The organism is Burkholderia mayonis, assembly GCF_001523745.2.
GTDB lineage: Bacteria > Pseudomonadota > Gammaproteobacteria > Burkholderiales > Burkholderiaceae > Burkholderia > Burkholderia mayonis.
In genome coordinates, this window is record NZ_CP013386.1 from 3,809,586 (window position 1) to 3,824,529 (window position 14,944).

At 63.4% G+C, this 14,944-nt stretch carries 11 protein-coding genes, 1 tRNA gene and 3 pseudogenes; 7 read left to right on the forward strand and 8 right to left on the reverse strand.

Going from position 1 to position 14,944, the window contains the following annotated elements; all coding sequences use genetic code 11:
- Positions 1 to 380 precede the first annotated feature (380 nt).
- Positions 381 to 1,397: a D-2-hydroxyacid dehydrogenase family protein gene (locus WS70_RS18535; protein ID WP_059471457.1), complete on the forward strand. Its 1,017-nt coding sequence runs from the start codon at positions 381 to 383 to the stop codon at positions 1,395 to 1,397.
- Positions 1,398 to 1,509: 112 nt separating this feature from the next.
- Here the strand turns inward: WS70_RS18535 and WS70_RS18540 are convergent, their stop codons facing one another.
- Positions 1,510 to 2,379 (reverse strand): patatin-like phospholipase family protein, encoded by an 870-nt coding sequence (locus WS70_RS18540; protein ID WP_059471456.1) that lies wholly within the window; start codon positions 2,377 to 2,379, stop codon positions 1,510 to 1,512.
- A 38-nt stretch (positions 2,380 to 2,417) separates the two neighbouring features.
- Positions 2,418 to 2,822, reverse strand: coding sequence for a PaaI family thioesterase (locus WS70_RS18545; protein WP_059471455.1), 405 nt, complete (start codon positions 2,820 to 2,822; stop codon positions 2,418 to 2,420).
- A 191-nt stretch (positions 2,823 to 3,013) separates the two neighbouring features.
- Here WS70_RS18545 and WS70_RS18550 point away from each other — a divergent pair.
- Positions 3,014 to 3,089 (forward strand) — tRNA-Lys (locus WS70_RS18550).
- Positions 3,090 to 3,976: 887 nt separating this feature from the next.
- Here WS70_RS18550 and WS70_RS18560 read toward each other — a convergent pair.
- Entirely contained in the window at positions 3,977 to 5,299 is a 1,323-nt protein-coding gene (locus tag WS70_RS18560) for an IS5 family transposase (protein WP_108033981.1), read from the reverse strand.
- A gap of 200 nt (positions 5,300 to 5,499) precedes the next feature.
- Positions 5,500 to 6,257, reverse strand: a protein-coding gene (locus tag WS70_RS18565; protein WP_108033982.1) for an IS5 family transposase whose coding sequence is annotated in 2 segments (ribosomal slippage) — positions 5,500 to 5,942 and positions 5,942 to 6,257 — 759 coding nt in all. Because the reading frame shifts where the segments join, the coding sequence is not laid out codon by codon here.
- 496 nt (positions 6,258 to 6,753) lie between these two features.
- Between WS70_RS18565 and WS70_RS18570 the strand changes: the two genes are divergently transcribed.
- Together WS70_RS18570 and WS70_RS18575 are read left to right on the forward strand one after the other, a co-directional pair.
- Positions 6,754 to 7,008, forward strand: a complete 255-nt coding sequence (locus tag WS70_RS18570) for a type II toxin-antitoxin system HicA family toxin (RefSeq protein ID WP_059597961.1) — start codon at positions 6,754 to 6,756, stop codon at positions 7,006 to 7,008.
- On the forward strand, positions 7,005 to 7,364 hold the full coding sequence (locus WS70_RS18575) for a type II toxin-antitoxin system HicB family antitoxin (RefSeq protein ID WP_015602418.1): 360 nt from the start codon (positions 7,005 to 7,007) through the stop codon (positions 7,362 to 7,364). The genes WS70_RS18570 and WS70_RS18575 overlap by 4 nt, the downstream gene beginning before the upstream one ends.
- Before the next feature lie 10 nt (positions 7,365 to 7,374).
- Here the strand turns inward: WS70_RS18575 and WS70_RS18580 are convergent.
- The 4 genes and pseudogenes from WS70_RS18580 to WS70_RS18595 form a co-directional block, all read right to left on the reverse strand.
- Positions 7,375 to 8,185, reverse strand: a pseudogene (locus WS70_RS18580) (phage portal protein); the annotation flags it as partial.
- Positions 8,186 to 8,188: 3 nt separating this feature from the next.
- On the reverse strand, positions 8,189 to 9,064 hold the full coding sequence (aguB, locus tag WS70_RS18585; RefSeq protein WP_059473563.1) for an N-carbamoylputrescine amidase: 876 nt from the start codon (positions 9,062 to 9,064) through the stop codon (positions 8,189 to 8,191).
- 1 nt (position 9,065) lies between these two features.
- On the reverse strand, positions 9,066 to 10,187 hold the full coding sequence (locus WS70_RS18590) for a class II histone deacetylase (RefSeq protein ID WP_059473562.1): 1,122 nt from the start codon (positions 10,185 to 10,187) through the stop codon (positions 9,066 to 9,068).
- A 28-nt stretch (positions 10,188 to 10,215) separates the two neighbouring features.
- Positions 10,216 to 11,306 (reverse strand): annotated as a pseudogene (locus tag WS70_RS18595) (polyamine ABC transporter substrate-binding protein).
- A 141-nt stretch (positions 11,307 to 11,447) separates the two neighbouring features.
- On the opposite strand from WS70_RS18595, the pseudogene WS70_RS18600 reads away from it, so the two are divergent.
- The 3 genes and pseudogenes from WS70_RS18600 to WS70_RS18610 all read left to right on the forward strand — a co-directional run bounded on the left by WS70_RS18600 (position 11,448) and on the right by WS70_RS18610 (position 14,942).
- Positions 11,448 to 12,415, forward strand: a pseudogene (locus WS70_RS18600) (LysR family transcriptional regulator).
- Positions 12,416 to 12,691: 276 nt separating this feature from the next.
- Positions 12,692 to 13,243, forward strand: coding sequence for a hypothetical protein (locus tag WS70_RS18605; protein ID WP_059473561.1), 552 nt, complete (start codon positions 12,692 to 12,694; stop codon positions 13,241 to 13,243).
- Positions 13,244 to 13,490: 247 nt separating this feature from the next.
- The gene (locus WS70_RS18610) at positions 13,491 to 14,942 is read left to right on the forward strand and encodes an RNA polymerase sigma factor RpoD/SigA (RefSeq protein WP_059473560.1); all 1,452 of its coding nucleotides are present in this window, start codon (positions 13,491 to 13,493) and stop codon (positions 14,940 to 14,942) included.
- The last annotated feature ends 2 nt before the right edge of the window (positions 14,943 to 14,944 follow it).

Below are 14,944 nucleotides of genomic sequence, written 5' to 3' on the forward strand. Positions count from 1 at the left end.
CGACAGCGAAAAAGATGCAGAGTTGCTCAACTTCCCGCGAAATCTCGACAAAAACCTTCGAACTTGCTCAGCCTGTCTAGCCGGATAGACCAACTGTTCTGAATTAAGAAATAATTGAGCAATCTCCCCTCCGCAAATTGCCCAATTGAGAAACGGCGGATTCGCCGCCCGGCCGGCATCAAGCGGGACCTGAACAGCGCGATCTCCGCCCGCGCATGGACGCTTGCCGCGCCGCGTAACAAGCTGTTAAAAAGAGATACACCTGTTGCCCCGCCGTCATAGCATCATTACGGCCCCCAAACCGGGCCGGACCGGCGCGCGACGACGCGCGACGGCCACCAATTCACATCGCTCATCCCGCGCGAATCCCGAAACACGCCATGAAAATTGCCATCCTCGACGACTACCAGGACGCCGTCCGCAAGCTCAATTGCTTCGAGATGCTCGCCGACCATGAAGTGAAGATCTTCAACAACACGGTGCGCGGCCTAGGGCAGCTCGCGAGCCGCCTGGCGGAAGTCGAAGCGCTCGTGCTGATTCGCGAGCGCACCCACATCACGTCGCAACTGCTCGGCAAGCTCCCGCATCTGCGCATGATCAGCCAGACGGGCCGCGTGTCGACCCACATCGACCTCGACGCATGCACGGAACGCGGCATCGCCGTGCTCGAGGGCACGGGCTCGCCGATCGCACCCGCCGAACTGACCTGGGCGCTCATCATGGCCGCGCAGCGGCGCATCCCACAGTACGTCGCGAATCTGAAGCAGGGCGCGTGGCAGCAGTCCGGCCTCAAGACGTCGGCGATGCCGCCGAACTTCGGGCTCGGCCAGGTGCTGCGCGGACAGACGCTCGGGATCTGGGGCTACGGCAAGATCGGCCGGCTCGTCGCCGGCTACGGCAAGGCGTTCGGGATGAACGTGCTGATCTGGGGTCGCGAGCATTCGCTCGAAGCGGCGCGCGCCGACGGCTTCGCGACCGCCGAAAGCCGCGAAACGTTCTTCGAGCAGGCCGACGTGCTGTCGCTGCACCTGCGCCTGCACGACGACACGCGCGGCATCGTCAAGCTCGACGACCTGCTGCGAATGAAGCCGACGTCGCTCTTCGTCAATACGAGCCGCGCGGAGCTGCTCGACGAGAGCGCGCTCGTCTCCGCGCTCGCGCGCAACCGGCCGGGGATGGTCGCGATCGATGTCTACGAGAGCGAGCCGATCCTGCAGGGCTACAGCCTGCTGCGGATGGAAAACGTGATCTGCACGCCACATATCGGCTACGTCGAACGCGAGAGCTATGAGCTCTACTTCGGCGCCGCGTTCAAGAACATCCTCGCGTTCGACGCGGGCGACCAATCGAGCGTCGCGAATCCGGAAGCGCTCAATCAGGGACGGATTCGTCGCTGAGCACCGGCACGTGGAAGCTCAGCGCGCGACGCGCGGCCGCCGTCGCGCGCGTCGGCTACCGCACGCCGATGATCTAACGGCTGCCTCACCGTATTCGCCGCACCTTCCCGCCTCAGCGCACCGCGCCGAATTCGCCGACGAAATCCGATGCGGTGGTAACGAAGCACTCACCATCGCGCCGACCGAGATCATACGCATGCTGCATCTGGTGCGGGCTCGTATAGTCCCAGCTCGAGATCGGCACCTTGCTCGACGGCTGCACGTAGAGCCGCCGCTGGCTGCCGTGGTTGACGACGAACGCCTGCGGACGCGGATAAAGCCGCGTCACCATCACGAGCACAAGCCCCGGCGACGCGTCGAGCGCGCCGACCGGCACGTTGTCGACCATCCCGCCGTCGAGCACCGGCCGGCCGTTGCGGCGCAGGACGGGTGTAAACGGCGGCGTGCACGACGACTGGAGAACGAGGTCGGCAAGCTCGTCGACGCGCACGCAATCCTGCGCGCGGACGAACTCCGGACGAAAGCCGAGCGAGCGGCCGAGCGTCGGATGGAGCGTCTTGCGCACGTATTTCTCAATGTTGTACGCGATAAGCCCCGCCGCGACCGCGCTGCGCGCGCCGAGCCAGCGCGGCACATGCGACACGCCGATACGGATCTCGGGCGCGCCGGAGAGCTTCGCGAACGGCTCGCCGTAGATGTCGAGGAGCGCCTGCCGGTAGATCCGGTAATGCGGGAAGACCGGCTCGGCGCGCAGCAGGTTGCCCCAGTAGACGTTTTTCCGGTTGTGCTTGAGCGTCTCTTCGTAATAACGCATCACCCAACGCGAATCGCGCGTGTAGAGCATGCACGCGGTCGCCGCGCCCGCCGAGATGCCGGCGATCACGCGCGGCCGCACGTCGAGCGCGGGCCGCACGACATCCCAGAATCCCGCCTGCCACCAGCATCGGTTGCCGCCGCCCGCGAATACGACCTGATCGAACATCGGATGCGCCCCTCGCCTCTGTTTGCCGCCGCCGGCGCTCAGGAGACGAGCGCGTAGGTCGATGTCGCGTGGACGGCCATCTTGCCGTCCTCGTCGAACAGCTCGATTTCGCCGAACACGAGATTACGGCCCATCCTCAGCACGCGGGCGGTGATGAACACGTCGCCCTTGCGGACCGGGCGCATGAAGTGGGTGTTGAGCGCGACGGTCGTCATCGGCCGGAATTCGCCGAGCGCCGCGGAGATCGCGACGACCATCGCAGTATCGGCAGCCGCCATGAACACCTGACCGCAGATTACGCCGCCCGAATGGCGAAGCTCGCCGGAGAACGGCAGCCGGAGGGTGACGCCCTCCTCCGAAACCGATACGGGAGTCAGGGAAAGAGAACGGACCCACGGAGCAAGGAGCCGATCCAGCAAATCACGGACAGTGTTTTCGTCCATCGTCGTACGCCCAGAAAGAGCCGCGCGCCCGCCGCGCGACAGGGTTTGGGCGACATCATACCGGGAGCGCGCAAGAAGCGACGGATCGTGCGAGTTCGGAACGGCAGCGCAGGCCCGGCGAGAATATTCCAAGAAAAATGCAAAAAGGGCTAGACAAGGCCAGAAATGCCATGCATAATTTTCGCTCTGTTGGGGCGTTAGCTCAGTTGGTAGAGCAGCGGACTCTTAATCCGTAGGTCGAGTGTTCGAGTCACTCACGCCCCACCAAGGAATTCAAGGGCTTGCATGAAAGTGCAAGCCCTTTTTCTTTGCCGCCGCAGAGCTAATATTAGACAGCGTCTAAAATCCGGCCACGTTCCATGCGCATCCGTTGAGATGGCTGGACGCCCTTCAGGCCGTTGTCTGGTGCGTCGCACATACTGCTGTCTGCCGGCAGACAACTCTGATCCCCCGCCCCTTGCCACCCGAGCACTGCCTTCGGAGTATTGCCTACGCCTGACAAGTTCTTATAAATCAATACCTTGCGCAACTCGCAAATTGCAAAACCAAGGCTAATCTAGGTCAATCAAGGCCAGCCAAGTCAATCCAAGGTGTACTTTAGCTACACTCGCGCGACTTTGCTGAGCCGCATCAACATTGCAGCAGCTTTGCTCGGCAGATGCTTACAAAGCACTCGAAATACCAAGCACTTTCAATAACTTAGATAAATATCGCGTTTCCAAAACGATCGATCGCAAGGGCTTCGGAGCCTTATCTGGCTGAATCCCGGATAGCATTGGAAACGCGCCCAATGGCCTCCAGTACTTGCGCCCCCCGTCCGCCCGGCGGATGATAGTGCATCAATATGATCTTGCTTAGACGCGATGGCACAAAAGAAGAAAGTCGTCTACTTCCTCGGCGCCGGAGCATCGTTCGGAGCTGGTGCGAAAGCTACGGTCCAAGCAGGGCATCAATTGCCCATCCCGACTCAAGCGACATTCTGGCCAACATTCCTGAGATTCTGTAAGAGCCAGAAAAATCGCGCCCGGATCGAATCTTTTTTATTCCGCTACTTTCTCGGGTATGGCAAAACACCCGTTCGCACTCCAACAGCGAAGCGGCGACATTTACTAACTAGTCGGCCCTGAACAATTCGTTTTGTCGCGCAGATGAAGCTACGCCGCCGACGGCGCAGCGGCTCGGAAGCTGAGCAAAGCGACGAGAATCAGGGCGTAAAAAAGCCGCAGGTTGCGCAGGATCATCCGCAGGTTGTGGCCAGCGCCGCACAGCACCGCATGAATCGCATCGCCCAACGAACCCTTGAGCCAATTTCGATCGAGCTTGCCGTCGGCCTTCATGTGCCCGATGGCCGGTTCGATTGCGCTGCGACGCCGGATCATTGCTCGCAGGCCGCGTGTGATACCGCGTCGCAAACCTGGGTGATAGACCTTCACACCATCGACGGCGACGCCCTTGTAGCCGCGGTCGACGACGGCGATCTCCGGCTGCACATCGCTCAGGATCGCCGCTTGTTCTAACGCTTCGGCCAACGTGTGCCCGTCGTATGGATTGCCCGGCATTGAACGAGCTCCGACTACCAGACCTTCCTTGTGCGTCGTGGTGATCGACACCTTCACGCCAAATTCGTACGGCTTGCGCGCTTTGCCTTTCGCCAGGCACTCCACTTCCGGCGCGTGCAGCGCATACAGCTTGTTTTTGTCCTTCTGCTTCTGCGTGAGAATCCGCTTCGTGCGGCTGATCAAGTCTTCCAACTCCGCGCGACTTTGCTGAACAACGCCTTCCAGTTGCCGCTCCACGTCACGCATCACGCGCCCCACTCGTGAACGCAAAGTGCGCAGCGCCTTCTTCATCCGCTTGTACTGCTTCGCATGCGCATAGCGCCCGATCTGGCCCGCCAGACGCGGCGCTTCGCGGTTGTAGTTCTGCCGCAGCTTCAGCCCGTGCTGGGCGGCGGCCTTCACCAGATGTTCCCGGCAACGTTCGAGCAGGCGCGAATCGGTGGGATGCGCAATCGCCTTTTCCATCACCGTCGTATCGACAATCACCCGCTTCAGGCTCGTCGTCTTGATGACCTTTGCGCGTTTGGCCGCTTCGATCGTCTCAGCCAACAGTTCTTCAACGCCGGCTTCGCCCAGGCGCTTACGCCAGCGCGTCAGGCTCGACGGATCGATCGGCGGTTTCGTCTGCAAGTACGTCTCGCCGGTGAACACTTGCCAGTACGGGTTCTCCAGCCATTGCCAGACGACCTCTTCATCCGACAGGTCGAACGCGTGCTGCAAGTACAGCAGCCCTGCGATCAAACGCGGCGACGTTGCCGGTCGGCCACGAGACGATGCGAAACTCGCACTCATCGTCGCGCTCAACCGAGCCCAGTCGATCAGATCGGCCAGGCGAATCAACGGATGCTTCAGATTGATCTGCTCGCGCAGCGGTTGGCGGAAGAAATCTCCCTCTGTCACCGGCAACTTCGGACCCATCCACACCTCGTCAGGATTTGCAGGATTCACGCGTCAATATGCCTGCTTCCTGCAAATCCAACAACACCGTTTCGGCCTCACCGCCTTTCCGTATAAGCCGTCCAGGATTGTTCAGGTTCGACTCGGTAGTGACCGAGGCGGGACGCTGTAGCCGGCTCGCAACACTGATCGAACGCTTACTCGCCCAGGGCGTGTTCACACTATCGAAGGGCTTCGACAATCAGGGCGAAGTTGATAAAGGCAATGAACATCAGATCGAGTTTGTCGAAGCGCGAGAAGATGCGACGAAAGCCCTTCAATCGACGGAACAGCCGCTCGACTTCGTTGCGACGTTTGTACATTTCCCGGTCGTACTCCCAAGGCTCGACGCGCGTGCTCAACGGAGGAACGACCGGGATGAAACCGAGATCGAGCGCGAGCTGTCGGGTTTCGTTACCTTCGTACGCCTTGTCCATCAGCAGGTGCAGCGGCCGATTCGGCGGTCCCAGGCGTTCGAGCAGTGCACGTCCGTGCGGCGCATCGCCGGCTTGACCGGGCGACAGTGCGAACATTATGGCTGTTCGAGCATCCGCGGCAACCATATGAATCTTGGTTGTCCATCCTCCACGGGACTTGCCGATAGCTTGGGGTCCATTTTTTTTAACGCACCGGTGCCGTCAGGATGAACCTTCACGATCGTGCTATCCAGCGATACCGCTTCAATTCGGACGCGAATAATCTGTGCGCGCTGCAACTCCGTGAACACTCGGTCCAGTACGCCGTTGCGAGACCAACGATTCATGCGCGTGTAGATCGTATGCCAGCGACCGAAACGTGGCGGCAGGCCGCGCCATTTACATCCGTGCTCAGCAACATAGAGGATCGCGTTGAGCACTTGCAGGTTCGGCAGGCTCACATTGCCTCGCTGTCGCGGCAGGCAATGTTCGATCTGTTTGAATTGGGCTTCGGAGATTTCCATCCCCGAAGCATAACCTTAAATCAATGTAGTGTGAACACGCCATAGTGCGGCTCGAAGGTGGGGCGGGGACAAATTGCGCGCAGCGGCGCATCAAATCGCACCATCGCGCATCAAAACGCACGAATCCGCACTCATGCGAAACTGCCGGAAGCCCGCGCCAGTAGGCGCTCGCGCGCTGGGCGGCGAATGCATGAAAACTGCCCCATCAAGAAAGACCGCAGGCGAGGAGGGGGACCGCGCAAAGGCCACCGTCGGGGTCTGGCTGCGCGCCGAAGAGCCTGACCCCAAACACTCCGCCCCCGGACGCGCCTTGACCTCCTTGCGCCGCTCGTGGTGCGGTCCAGGGTTGGGGTTGCCTCGCGAATGCAAAGCCGTTGTAGGCCCGCTATTCGCGCCGTCGCCAGACACACAAGGATCGCACCCGGCACGCTCGGGACAGATCGCAGATATCATTTTTCGCTAGCATCGAGATAGCACTTTGTGCTATCATTCCAGCATGAAAACGAAACACGCCCGAACGCTCACGGCGATCTTTACGAAGCCGACCTTGGGCGGCATCGTATTCGCTGACATCGAATCGCTGGTTGTCGCGTTGGGCGGCGACATCAATGAAGGCGCAGGGTCGCGCATCGCCTTCGAATTGAACGGGACGCGCCGCTACCTATATCGCCCTCATCCGGGTAAAGAGGCAAAGCGGTATCAGGTGGAAGATTTGCGCGACTGGTTCATCGAATTGGGGATCAAACCATGACCAACGCAATGACTTACAAGGGATATTTCGCCCGCGTAGATTTCGACGGGCGCGACAAGATTTTCGTCGGTCACGTGCTCGGCGTGGACGACAAAATCAGTTTTCACGGCGAAACCGTCGACGAGCTGACTGCGGATTTCCACGCAGCCATTGATCACTATCTGGAAGACTGCAAGCACACGAACCGGAAGCCTCAGAAGCCCGCATCGGGTAAGTTGATGTTGCGTATCAACCCGGAAGTGCATGCGGTTGTCGGCATCGCGGCGGCCGTGTCGGGGGAGAGTGTCAATCAGTGGTCGGAAGAGGTGTTAGGGCGCGCGGCCCGAGAAGTGCTCGATCGTGCCGCGCATGCGTGACGCCTGCCACCTATGATGCCGCGACCGGCGCCGGCGGAATCTCGTAATCGTCGAACGTCACGACCTGCTCGCCGAGCCAGTCGTTCAGCTCGGCGAAGCGGGCCTGCAGCGGCTTGATTTCGTTGCGCCCGAACACGCGCGCGGCGGTGTCCGGCGTGCCGAACCCGCCCGAGTTGCTCGGCACGATGCCGAGCAGTTGCGGCGGCACGCGATGCGCGGCGAGCAAGTCGTCGCGCGTTACGTTCTTGATGTTGAAGAACTCGTCCTTCGCGGCGACCTCGGACACGGGGATGAGCTGGATGCCGTCTTTCTTCCCGCCCGGCGCGTACATGAACACGTTGCGGAAGTTGCCCGGCCCCTTCGCGTTCTTCAGCGCCTCGCGCATGTTGTCGACGTCGTCCTGCTTCTGCGCGGCGTCCGTCATGTACAGGATGAAGCCGGCGTGGCTGCCGTTCTCGTAGTATTTCCGCCGGAACAGCGTCGACGATTCGTTCAGCCAGGCCGAGTGCAGCGAGCTGAGATATTCCGGCAAGCCGTACACCTCCTGGTTGATGTCCGGGCGCATGAGCTGGAACACGCTGTCGGACGCGAACTCGTGCCGGTCCTGCCAGCCGTTCACGTACACGAAGCCGCTGAAATCCGCCTTGCGTTGCACGTACTTCGCGAGCCGCCGGCTCGAGCCGCAGCGTGCCGCCGAACACGTTCCGGCGACGCTCCAGGTAGCCGTTGCCGAACGTCAGGAAGTCGAGCGCCCAGCGCTCGAACGCCTGCCGCGACAGCCAGCGATGCGGGCGGAACGTCGACGCCAGCACATTCGCCTGGCGTCATCGAACACGATCCGCCGTCTCTTCGCTCAACACTCGATAACACGCCGGCCGCCGATCCCGAAACACGCCCCAGCTTCGCCGTCGATACGCGAGCGCGTCGAGATCGAATTCGGCAGTCACGATCGCCTGGCCTTCGCGGTCGCATTCGACGATCTTCTCGCCGTCCGCGCCCGCGATAAACGAACTGCCGTAAAACGTGATCTCGCCCGATTCGCCGCGCTCGACGCCGATCCGGTTGCTCGCGACGAGCGGCATCAAATTCGCGGCCGCATGTCCGCGTTGCGTGTTCTGCCAATGCGCGCGCGAATCGATCGACGAATCGTGCGGCTCGCTGCCGATCGCCGTCGGATAGAGCAACATCTCCGCTCCCGCCAGCGCCATCGCACGAGCACATTCCGGAAACCATTGGTCCCAGCAGATCCCGACGCCGATCCTGCCGTACGCGGTGTCCCATACCTTGAAGCCCGTATCGCCCGGCGTGAAATAGTATTTTTCCGTGTAGCCCGGGCCGTCCGGCACGTGCGTCTTCCGATAGACGCCGAGCGCGCGGCCGTCCGCGTCGAAGATCGCGACCGAATTGAATTGCGTCTGGCCGACGCGCTCGAAAAAGCTCACCGGCAGCACGACGCCGAGCTCGCGTGCGAGCGCCGCAAAGCGCGAAAGCCACGAATGACCGTCGTACGGCTTCGCGAGCGCGAAGTGGGCAGGATTCTGGTCGATACAGAAATACGGCGTCTCGAACAATTCCTGCAGCAGCACGACCTGTGCGCCGCGCGCGGCCGCGTCGCACACCATACGTTCGGCGCGCGACAGGTTCGCATCGACGTTCCAGTCGCATGCCATCTGCGTTGCAGCCACGCTCACCCTTCGCACCTCATCCTCCTTGCGCTTGACGCAGCGCCGACCAATACGGCGCCTGCGCGGCGCGAGCGGCCGCCACCGCACCGCGCTCGCCGTCGCCGAGCGGATGCTGGACGAACAGGTGCGGATCATCGAACGGCGCGTTCCAGCCGACGAGCCCTTCGAGCACGCCGAGCGTCGCGATCGGCAGATACGGCAAGCTGTAGCCGCCTTCCTGCAGCATCGCGATGCGTCCGTCGCACACGCTGCCCGCCGCTTGCCTGAGCGCCCGCGCCATGTGCCGGAACCCGTCGCGCTGGACGCGCATTCTGCCGAGCGGATCGAATGCGTTCGCGTCCTGCCCCGCCGACACGAGAATCAACTGCGGCGCGAATGCATCGATGAGCGGCAACACCAGTTCGTCGAATGCGTGCTGGTATCCGGCATCACCCGTACCGGACGGCAACGGCACGTTCACGTTGTAGCCGGCGCCCGCGCCGCCGCCCGTCTCGCGCGCCTCGCCGCCGTCAACCGGAAAGTTCTCCGCCTCGTGCAACGAGACGAACATGACCGACGGATCGTCGTAGAACACCTGTTGCGTGCCGTTGCCGTGATGCACGTCCCAATCGACGATCGCGACGCGTTCGATCCCGTGCGCAGCCTGCGCATGCCGGGCAGCGATCGCGACGTTGTTGTAGTAGCAGTAGCCCATCGCGAAATCAGCGCCCGCATGATGGCCCGACGGCCGGATCAGCGCGTATGCCTGCCGCAGCGGCCCCGTCATGACCGTATCGACGGCAGCACACGCGGCCCCCGCCGCGAGCCGCGCGATGCGCTCGGTCGACGCGCTGCCCGCCGCGTCCTCGCCGAGCTGCACCACTTGCTCGCCCGCCACCGCGCAGGCTTCGGCGAGCTGCCTCAGATACTCGGGCCGATGCACACGCAGCAATTGCTCGTCGGCCGCGCTCGCGAACGCGATACGCGTCAGTTGCTCGGTCATGCCAACCGCATCGAGCAACTGCTTCGTGTACGCGAGCCGCAGCGGGCTGTCGAAATGCTCGCCGAAAATCAGCGCGCCGTTCGGGACGACGTACACGAGATCGCCTTGCCGATGCGTGAGAAATGCGGGATCGAACAGCAGTCCGGTGGGAATCACTTCGGTCTCCTCGTCAAAATGACACCGATCAATGGCCGGTCTTGAACTGGGTCCAGTAGCGCGTCTGCATGCGCATCGCGGCGGCATCGGCCGCTTTACCCATAGCGTACGCATCGCCGCCGCATCCGGATAGATCGCCGGATTCGACGTGAGTCGCTTGTCGACGAGCGGCGTCGCCGCGCGATTCGGATTCGGATACATCACCTTGTTGCTGATCTTCGCGACGACGTCGGGCCGCAGAATGTAATCGATGAAGCGTAGCGCGTTGTCCGCGTGCGCGGCGCCCTTTGGAATCGCCATGCTGTCGAACCAGAACGGCGCGCCGCCCGCGGGCAGGCTGTAGACGATTTGCTGGCCGTTCTTCGCATCGGCCGCGCGCAGCGCCGCGACGAGCACCGCGCCCGAGTAGCCGGTGACGACGCACACGTCGCCTGTCGCGAGATCGTTCATCACGGGCGTCGCGATGAACTGGCGGATCGTCGGCCGGATCTTCTTCATCATCTGGAGCGCCGCTTCATAGTCGCGCGGATCGGTCGTATTCGGATCGCGACCGATGTAGCGCAGCGCAAGCGGAAACACTTCGCTGCCCGCATCGTTGAAGGCGATCCCGCAACCCTCGAGCTTCGTCGCATACGCGGGGTCGAAGATCAGATCGAGCGTGTTCGCGGGCAGCGGGCCGCCGAGCGCCTGCTTCACCTTCGCGACGTTCAGCCCAAGTCCGAACGTGCCCTGCATGTACGGCACGCTGTACTGGTTGCCGGGATCGACTTCGGCCGCGCGCGCGACGATCGCGGGATCGAGATTCTTCAGATTCGGCAGCTTCGATTTGTCGGGCTTTTGATAAAGGCCCGCCTGAATCTGGCGCGCGAGAAAGTCGTTCGACGGAAATACGAGATCGTAGCCGCTGTTGCCCGTCGTCAGCTTCGTTTGCAGTGCCTCGTTGCTGTCGTAGACGTCGAGCCGCACCTTGATGCCCGTCGCCTTCTCGAAGAAGGCCATCGTGTCGGGCGCGAAATACTCGGCCCAGTTGTAGATGTTGAGCACGTCGCCGTCCGCCGCATGCACGGCGGGACACGCGAGCGATACGAGCACGACGACGATCCACGCGATGCGCTTCATCGATCTCTCCTTTGACGACGCCGAACGGGATTCCTGCCGCTCGCCGGCCGCGCCGCCGAACGTTCCATTTGTGATCGTAAGTAGAGGAAAAAATCGATTCGTGATCTTATTACGCACATCGCTTGTGCCTTTGAGGAAAGAATGCGGCGAATCGATCTGCTGTCCGCGCTCGAGACCTTCGTCTACGCAGTCGAGGAAGGCAGTCTCAGTCAAGCGGCGCGCAAGCTCGCGAAAACGCCGTCGGCGGTAACGAAAGCGATCGCCGGACTCGAAGCGACACTCGGCGTGCAACTGCTCGAGCGTACGACGCGCCGGCTCGTGTTACGGAAGGCGGGCGGCTCTATCTCGCGACCGCAACCGACGTGCTGCGCCGGCTCGCGGACGGTGCGCGGCAGTTGTCCGAGCACGACGACGAGCCGCGCGGCTTGCTGCGCATCACGGCCGCGCACTCGTTCGGCCACGCGATTCTCGCACCGCTCTGCACACCGTTTGCGCAGGCGTTTCCGCGCGTGCGGATCGAACTGTCGCTGTCCGATCATTACGTCGACATCGTCGGCGACGGCTTCGACCTCGCGCTCAGAATGGGCAATTACGATCTGCCGAGCCAGATCGTCAAAACGATCGGGTCGAACCGCAGCTTATTGTGCGCGAGTCCTAACTATCTCGCGCGACGCGGCCGGCCGGTCGTGCCCGCCGAACTCGCGCAGTACGATTGCGTGATCTACCGCCACCCGACGCTCGCCAGCACCTGGACGTTCGATCGCGACGGCACGCGCGAACGCATCGAGCCGAAAGGGCCGCTCGCCACCGACAACTACGCCCTCGCCCTCGCCGCGACGCTCGACGGCGCGGGTGTGCTGCCGTGTCCGCAGTGGAGCGTCGTCGACGCGCTCGAAGCGGGCCGGCTCGTGCCGCTTCTCACTGCATGGCGCTTCGAGAGCGCGTCGTTCGGCGAGGACCGCATCTGCGCCGCCTATCCGTCGAGCCGGCGCGGCTCGACGAAGCTCTGCCGGCTCATCGAGCGAGTCGAGGCGAAGCTCGCCGACAGCGAAGCGCGCGTCGCGCGCGTGCTGGGCGAAGCGATTTGCACCGATCTCGTGCTCCGTTGACGAGGGTCAAGGTCTTTTTCCCGTACTCCCCACAGTCGAAGAGCGCAGCGCGCCCGCACCCGCCTGTTGACGTGCGTCAATCCGCATCTGCAAGCCGCGTGCAAATTGGATACGCTTGTATGCATCGCATACCGCGAACGACGCGACGAGTGCGTCGACGCAGCAGCGTTTCGGACCCCGTACGGCCCTCGCCGCACAACACCCGCTCGCCGTTGCTCGATCGCGAGCGGCCCGTCCGGCGTGCGCGGCGAGCCCATTCGTCCCGGAGACATCGTCATGGAAGAAGCTTACGCACGGCGCGCGCTGCTGCTCCATCTCGGCAGCGTACTGCAAATCCTGAGCCGCCTCGAACAGCAGAAGCCCGACAGCCTGTCGATCGAAGCGCTGCTCGCGACGAACGGCATGCTCGCCGACGTGCCGCTCGTCGAGTACGTCGTGCAGGACATGACCGTGCGCGAGTTCGAAGTCCGCGTATTGCGCTCGTTCTGCCTGTGGCCGCAACTGCTGCTCGAAGATCCGCTCGACTACGGCGCGCTCGCGCTGCCCGTTCGCAAGCACCTGTTCGCGGGCAACGACGCCGGCTGGAAAGCGTACGCGTCGACGCTGCGCGAAGCCGCGCCTGGCTTCGGCACCGCGCGTTCGTACACTGCCAAGCCGCGCGAGGCCGAGCCGAACTTCGCCGACGAACGCGACACCGAGGCCGGCGATATTCCCGTCGAGCCCGACGCCAACGACGAAGGCGACGGCCGCTTGCGCGAGCGTGCGGCGGCAAGCATCGAGAGTGCGGCGCCAGGCGCCGTGCGCATACGCCGCGAATCATACGAATAACGTCACCATCCTTTCCTCGACGGCGCAGCCCGACGTGCAATCGATAAGGCTTCCGAACCTGTTTCGAGCGTGTCGGCACGTGTTTTGCGGCTACATGAGCGCGGCCCGCCATTGAAATTGCGCGGTCCGCCACCACATGCACGCCTGTAAGGCCCATCGGCGCGGACGGGCGTCCGCGGCAAGCCGACGAGCCTGGCTCGACGGACACGCTCCGTCACGACGTACCGCGGCCCGATCCGCGTTTGCCATGAAAGTCTCAGAGCGCGACGTGCGCTACGAACAGGGCATCGACCGATTGCTCGAACTTGCCGGCGCCCACGACGACGCGGCATACGCAGATATGAGCGATGGGCTCAGCGGCGCGTCGTCTGACGCGCTCGAGCACGACCTCGGCGATCTCGAACTCCTAGAACATCACTCGGCCGACGAAAGCGGCGGCCCTGCGTCGTTCGACGACAAGCCGGCGCGGTCCGCGTACGTCGATGCCGATTGGCGCGGCGACGCCGAATCGCATTCGTCCGAACGAAGCGACAACAACGCCGTCGACACCGCGATCTCGACGGATCCGCTTGCCCTCTTCGTGCGCCGGATGCACGCGGTGCCGCTGCTGAATCACGCGCAGGAAATCGCGCTCGCATCTGAAATCGAAGCCGGCCGTCAGTGCGTGCTGCAGGCGCTCGCCGATGCGCTCGATCTTCTCGATCTGGCGTCGCTGCCGGACGACCCGGCGCTCGCCCGTGCGCGCGCCGCGCTGCAGCGTGCGCGCGCCCGCGGTGACGAGGGCGCGCGCGCGTTCGCCCGTGCGCGCAAGCAGGCATACGCCGCCCTCGATGCCTACGGCTGGCCATCGACCGAGATCGACGCGGTGCGGCGCGCGATGCATCGCACGCCGGCGTCGCCGCCGAAGGGCAACGCGAGCGCGCTGCGCGCCGCCGCGCACGCGTTTGCCGAAGGCGAGGCGCGCATCTCGGCCGCGACCAGCAAGATGGCCGAAGCGAACCTGCGGCTCGTGCTGTCGATCGCGCGCAAGTACGCATCGCGCGGTCTCGATCTCGCCGATCTGCTGCAGGAAGGCAATCTCGGCCTGCTGCGCGCGATCCAGAAATTCGAATATCGGCGCGGCTTCAAGTTCTCGACGTATGCGACGTGGTGGATTCGTCAGGCGATTTCGCGCGCGGTCGCGGACCGCGCACGCACGATCCGCCTGCCGGTTCACGTCGGCGACCAGGCGCGCCGCGTGCGCAAGATCGCCGATCGGATCAAGCAGCGCAGCGGCGCCCGAGCGTCGCTCGCGGAGCTCTCGGAGGCGACCGAGCTGTCGACCGAGCGTCTGCGCGCGGTGCTGCAGCTACCGCACGAGCCGCGTTCGCTGAACGCGCCGCTCGGCGACGACGATCAGGCCGAATTCGGCGACCTCGTCGAGGATGCGTCGACGCCGAGCCTGTTCGACGCGCTGGCCGGTGCGCAGATGCGCGAGGTCGTCGCGTCGCTGCTCAAAACGATGTCCGTGCAGGAAGCCGACATCCTGCGCCGGCGCTTCGGCATCGGCGGCGACGAGCCGTGGAGCTACGAGCAGATCGCCGCGCAATCGGGGGTATCGCGCGAGCAGATCCGCCGAATCGAGAAGCGCGCGCTGCAGACGCTGCGCGTGACCGCCGAAGCGTGCAACGCGCACGACTTCCTCGACGTGCAGCTGTAATC

Excerpts from the sequence above, each read along its gene's own strand:
- WS70_RS18535 (WP_059471457.1), top strand. The coding sequence starts at position 381 with ATGAAAATTGCCATCCTCGACGACTACCAGGACGCCGTCCGCAAGCTC.
- WS70_RS18540 (WP_059471456.1), bottom strand. The coding sequence starts at position 2,379 with ATGTTCGATCAGGTCGTATTCGCGGGCGGCGGCAACCGATGCTGGTGG.
- WS70_RS18545 (WP_059471455.1), bottom strand. The coding sequence starts at position 2,822 with ATGGACGAAAACACTGTCCGTGATTTGCTGGATCGGCTCCTTGCTCCG.
- WS70_RS18560 (WP_108033981.1), bottom strand. The coding sequence starts at position 5,299 with ATGGGTCCGAAGTTGCCGGTGACAGAGGGAGATTTCTTCCGCCAACCG.
- WS70_RS18570 (WP_059597961.1), top strand. The coding sequence starts at position 6,754 with ATGAAAACGAAACACGCCCGAACGCTCACGGCGATCTTTACGAAGCCG.
- WS70_RS18575 (WP_015602418.1), top strand. The coding sequence starts at position 7,005 with ATGACCAACGCAATGACTTACAAGGGATATTTCGCCCGCGTAGATTTC.
- WS70_RS18605 (WP_059473561.1), top strand. The coding sequence starts at position 12,692 with ATGGAAGAAGCTTACGCACGGCGCGCGCTGCTGCTCCATCTCGGCAGC.
- WS70_RS18610 (WP_059473560.1), top strand. The coding sequence starts at position 13,491 with ATGAAAGTCTCAGAGCGCGACGTGCGCTACGAACAGGGCATCGACCGA.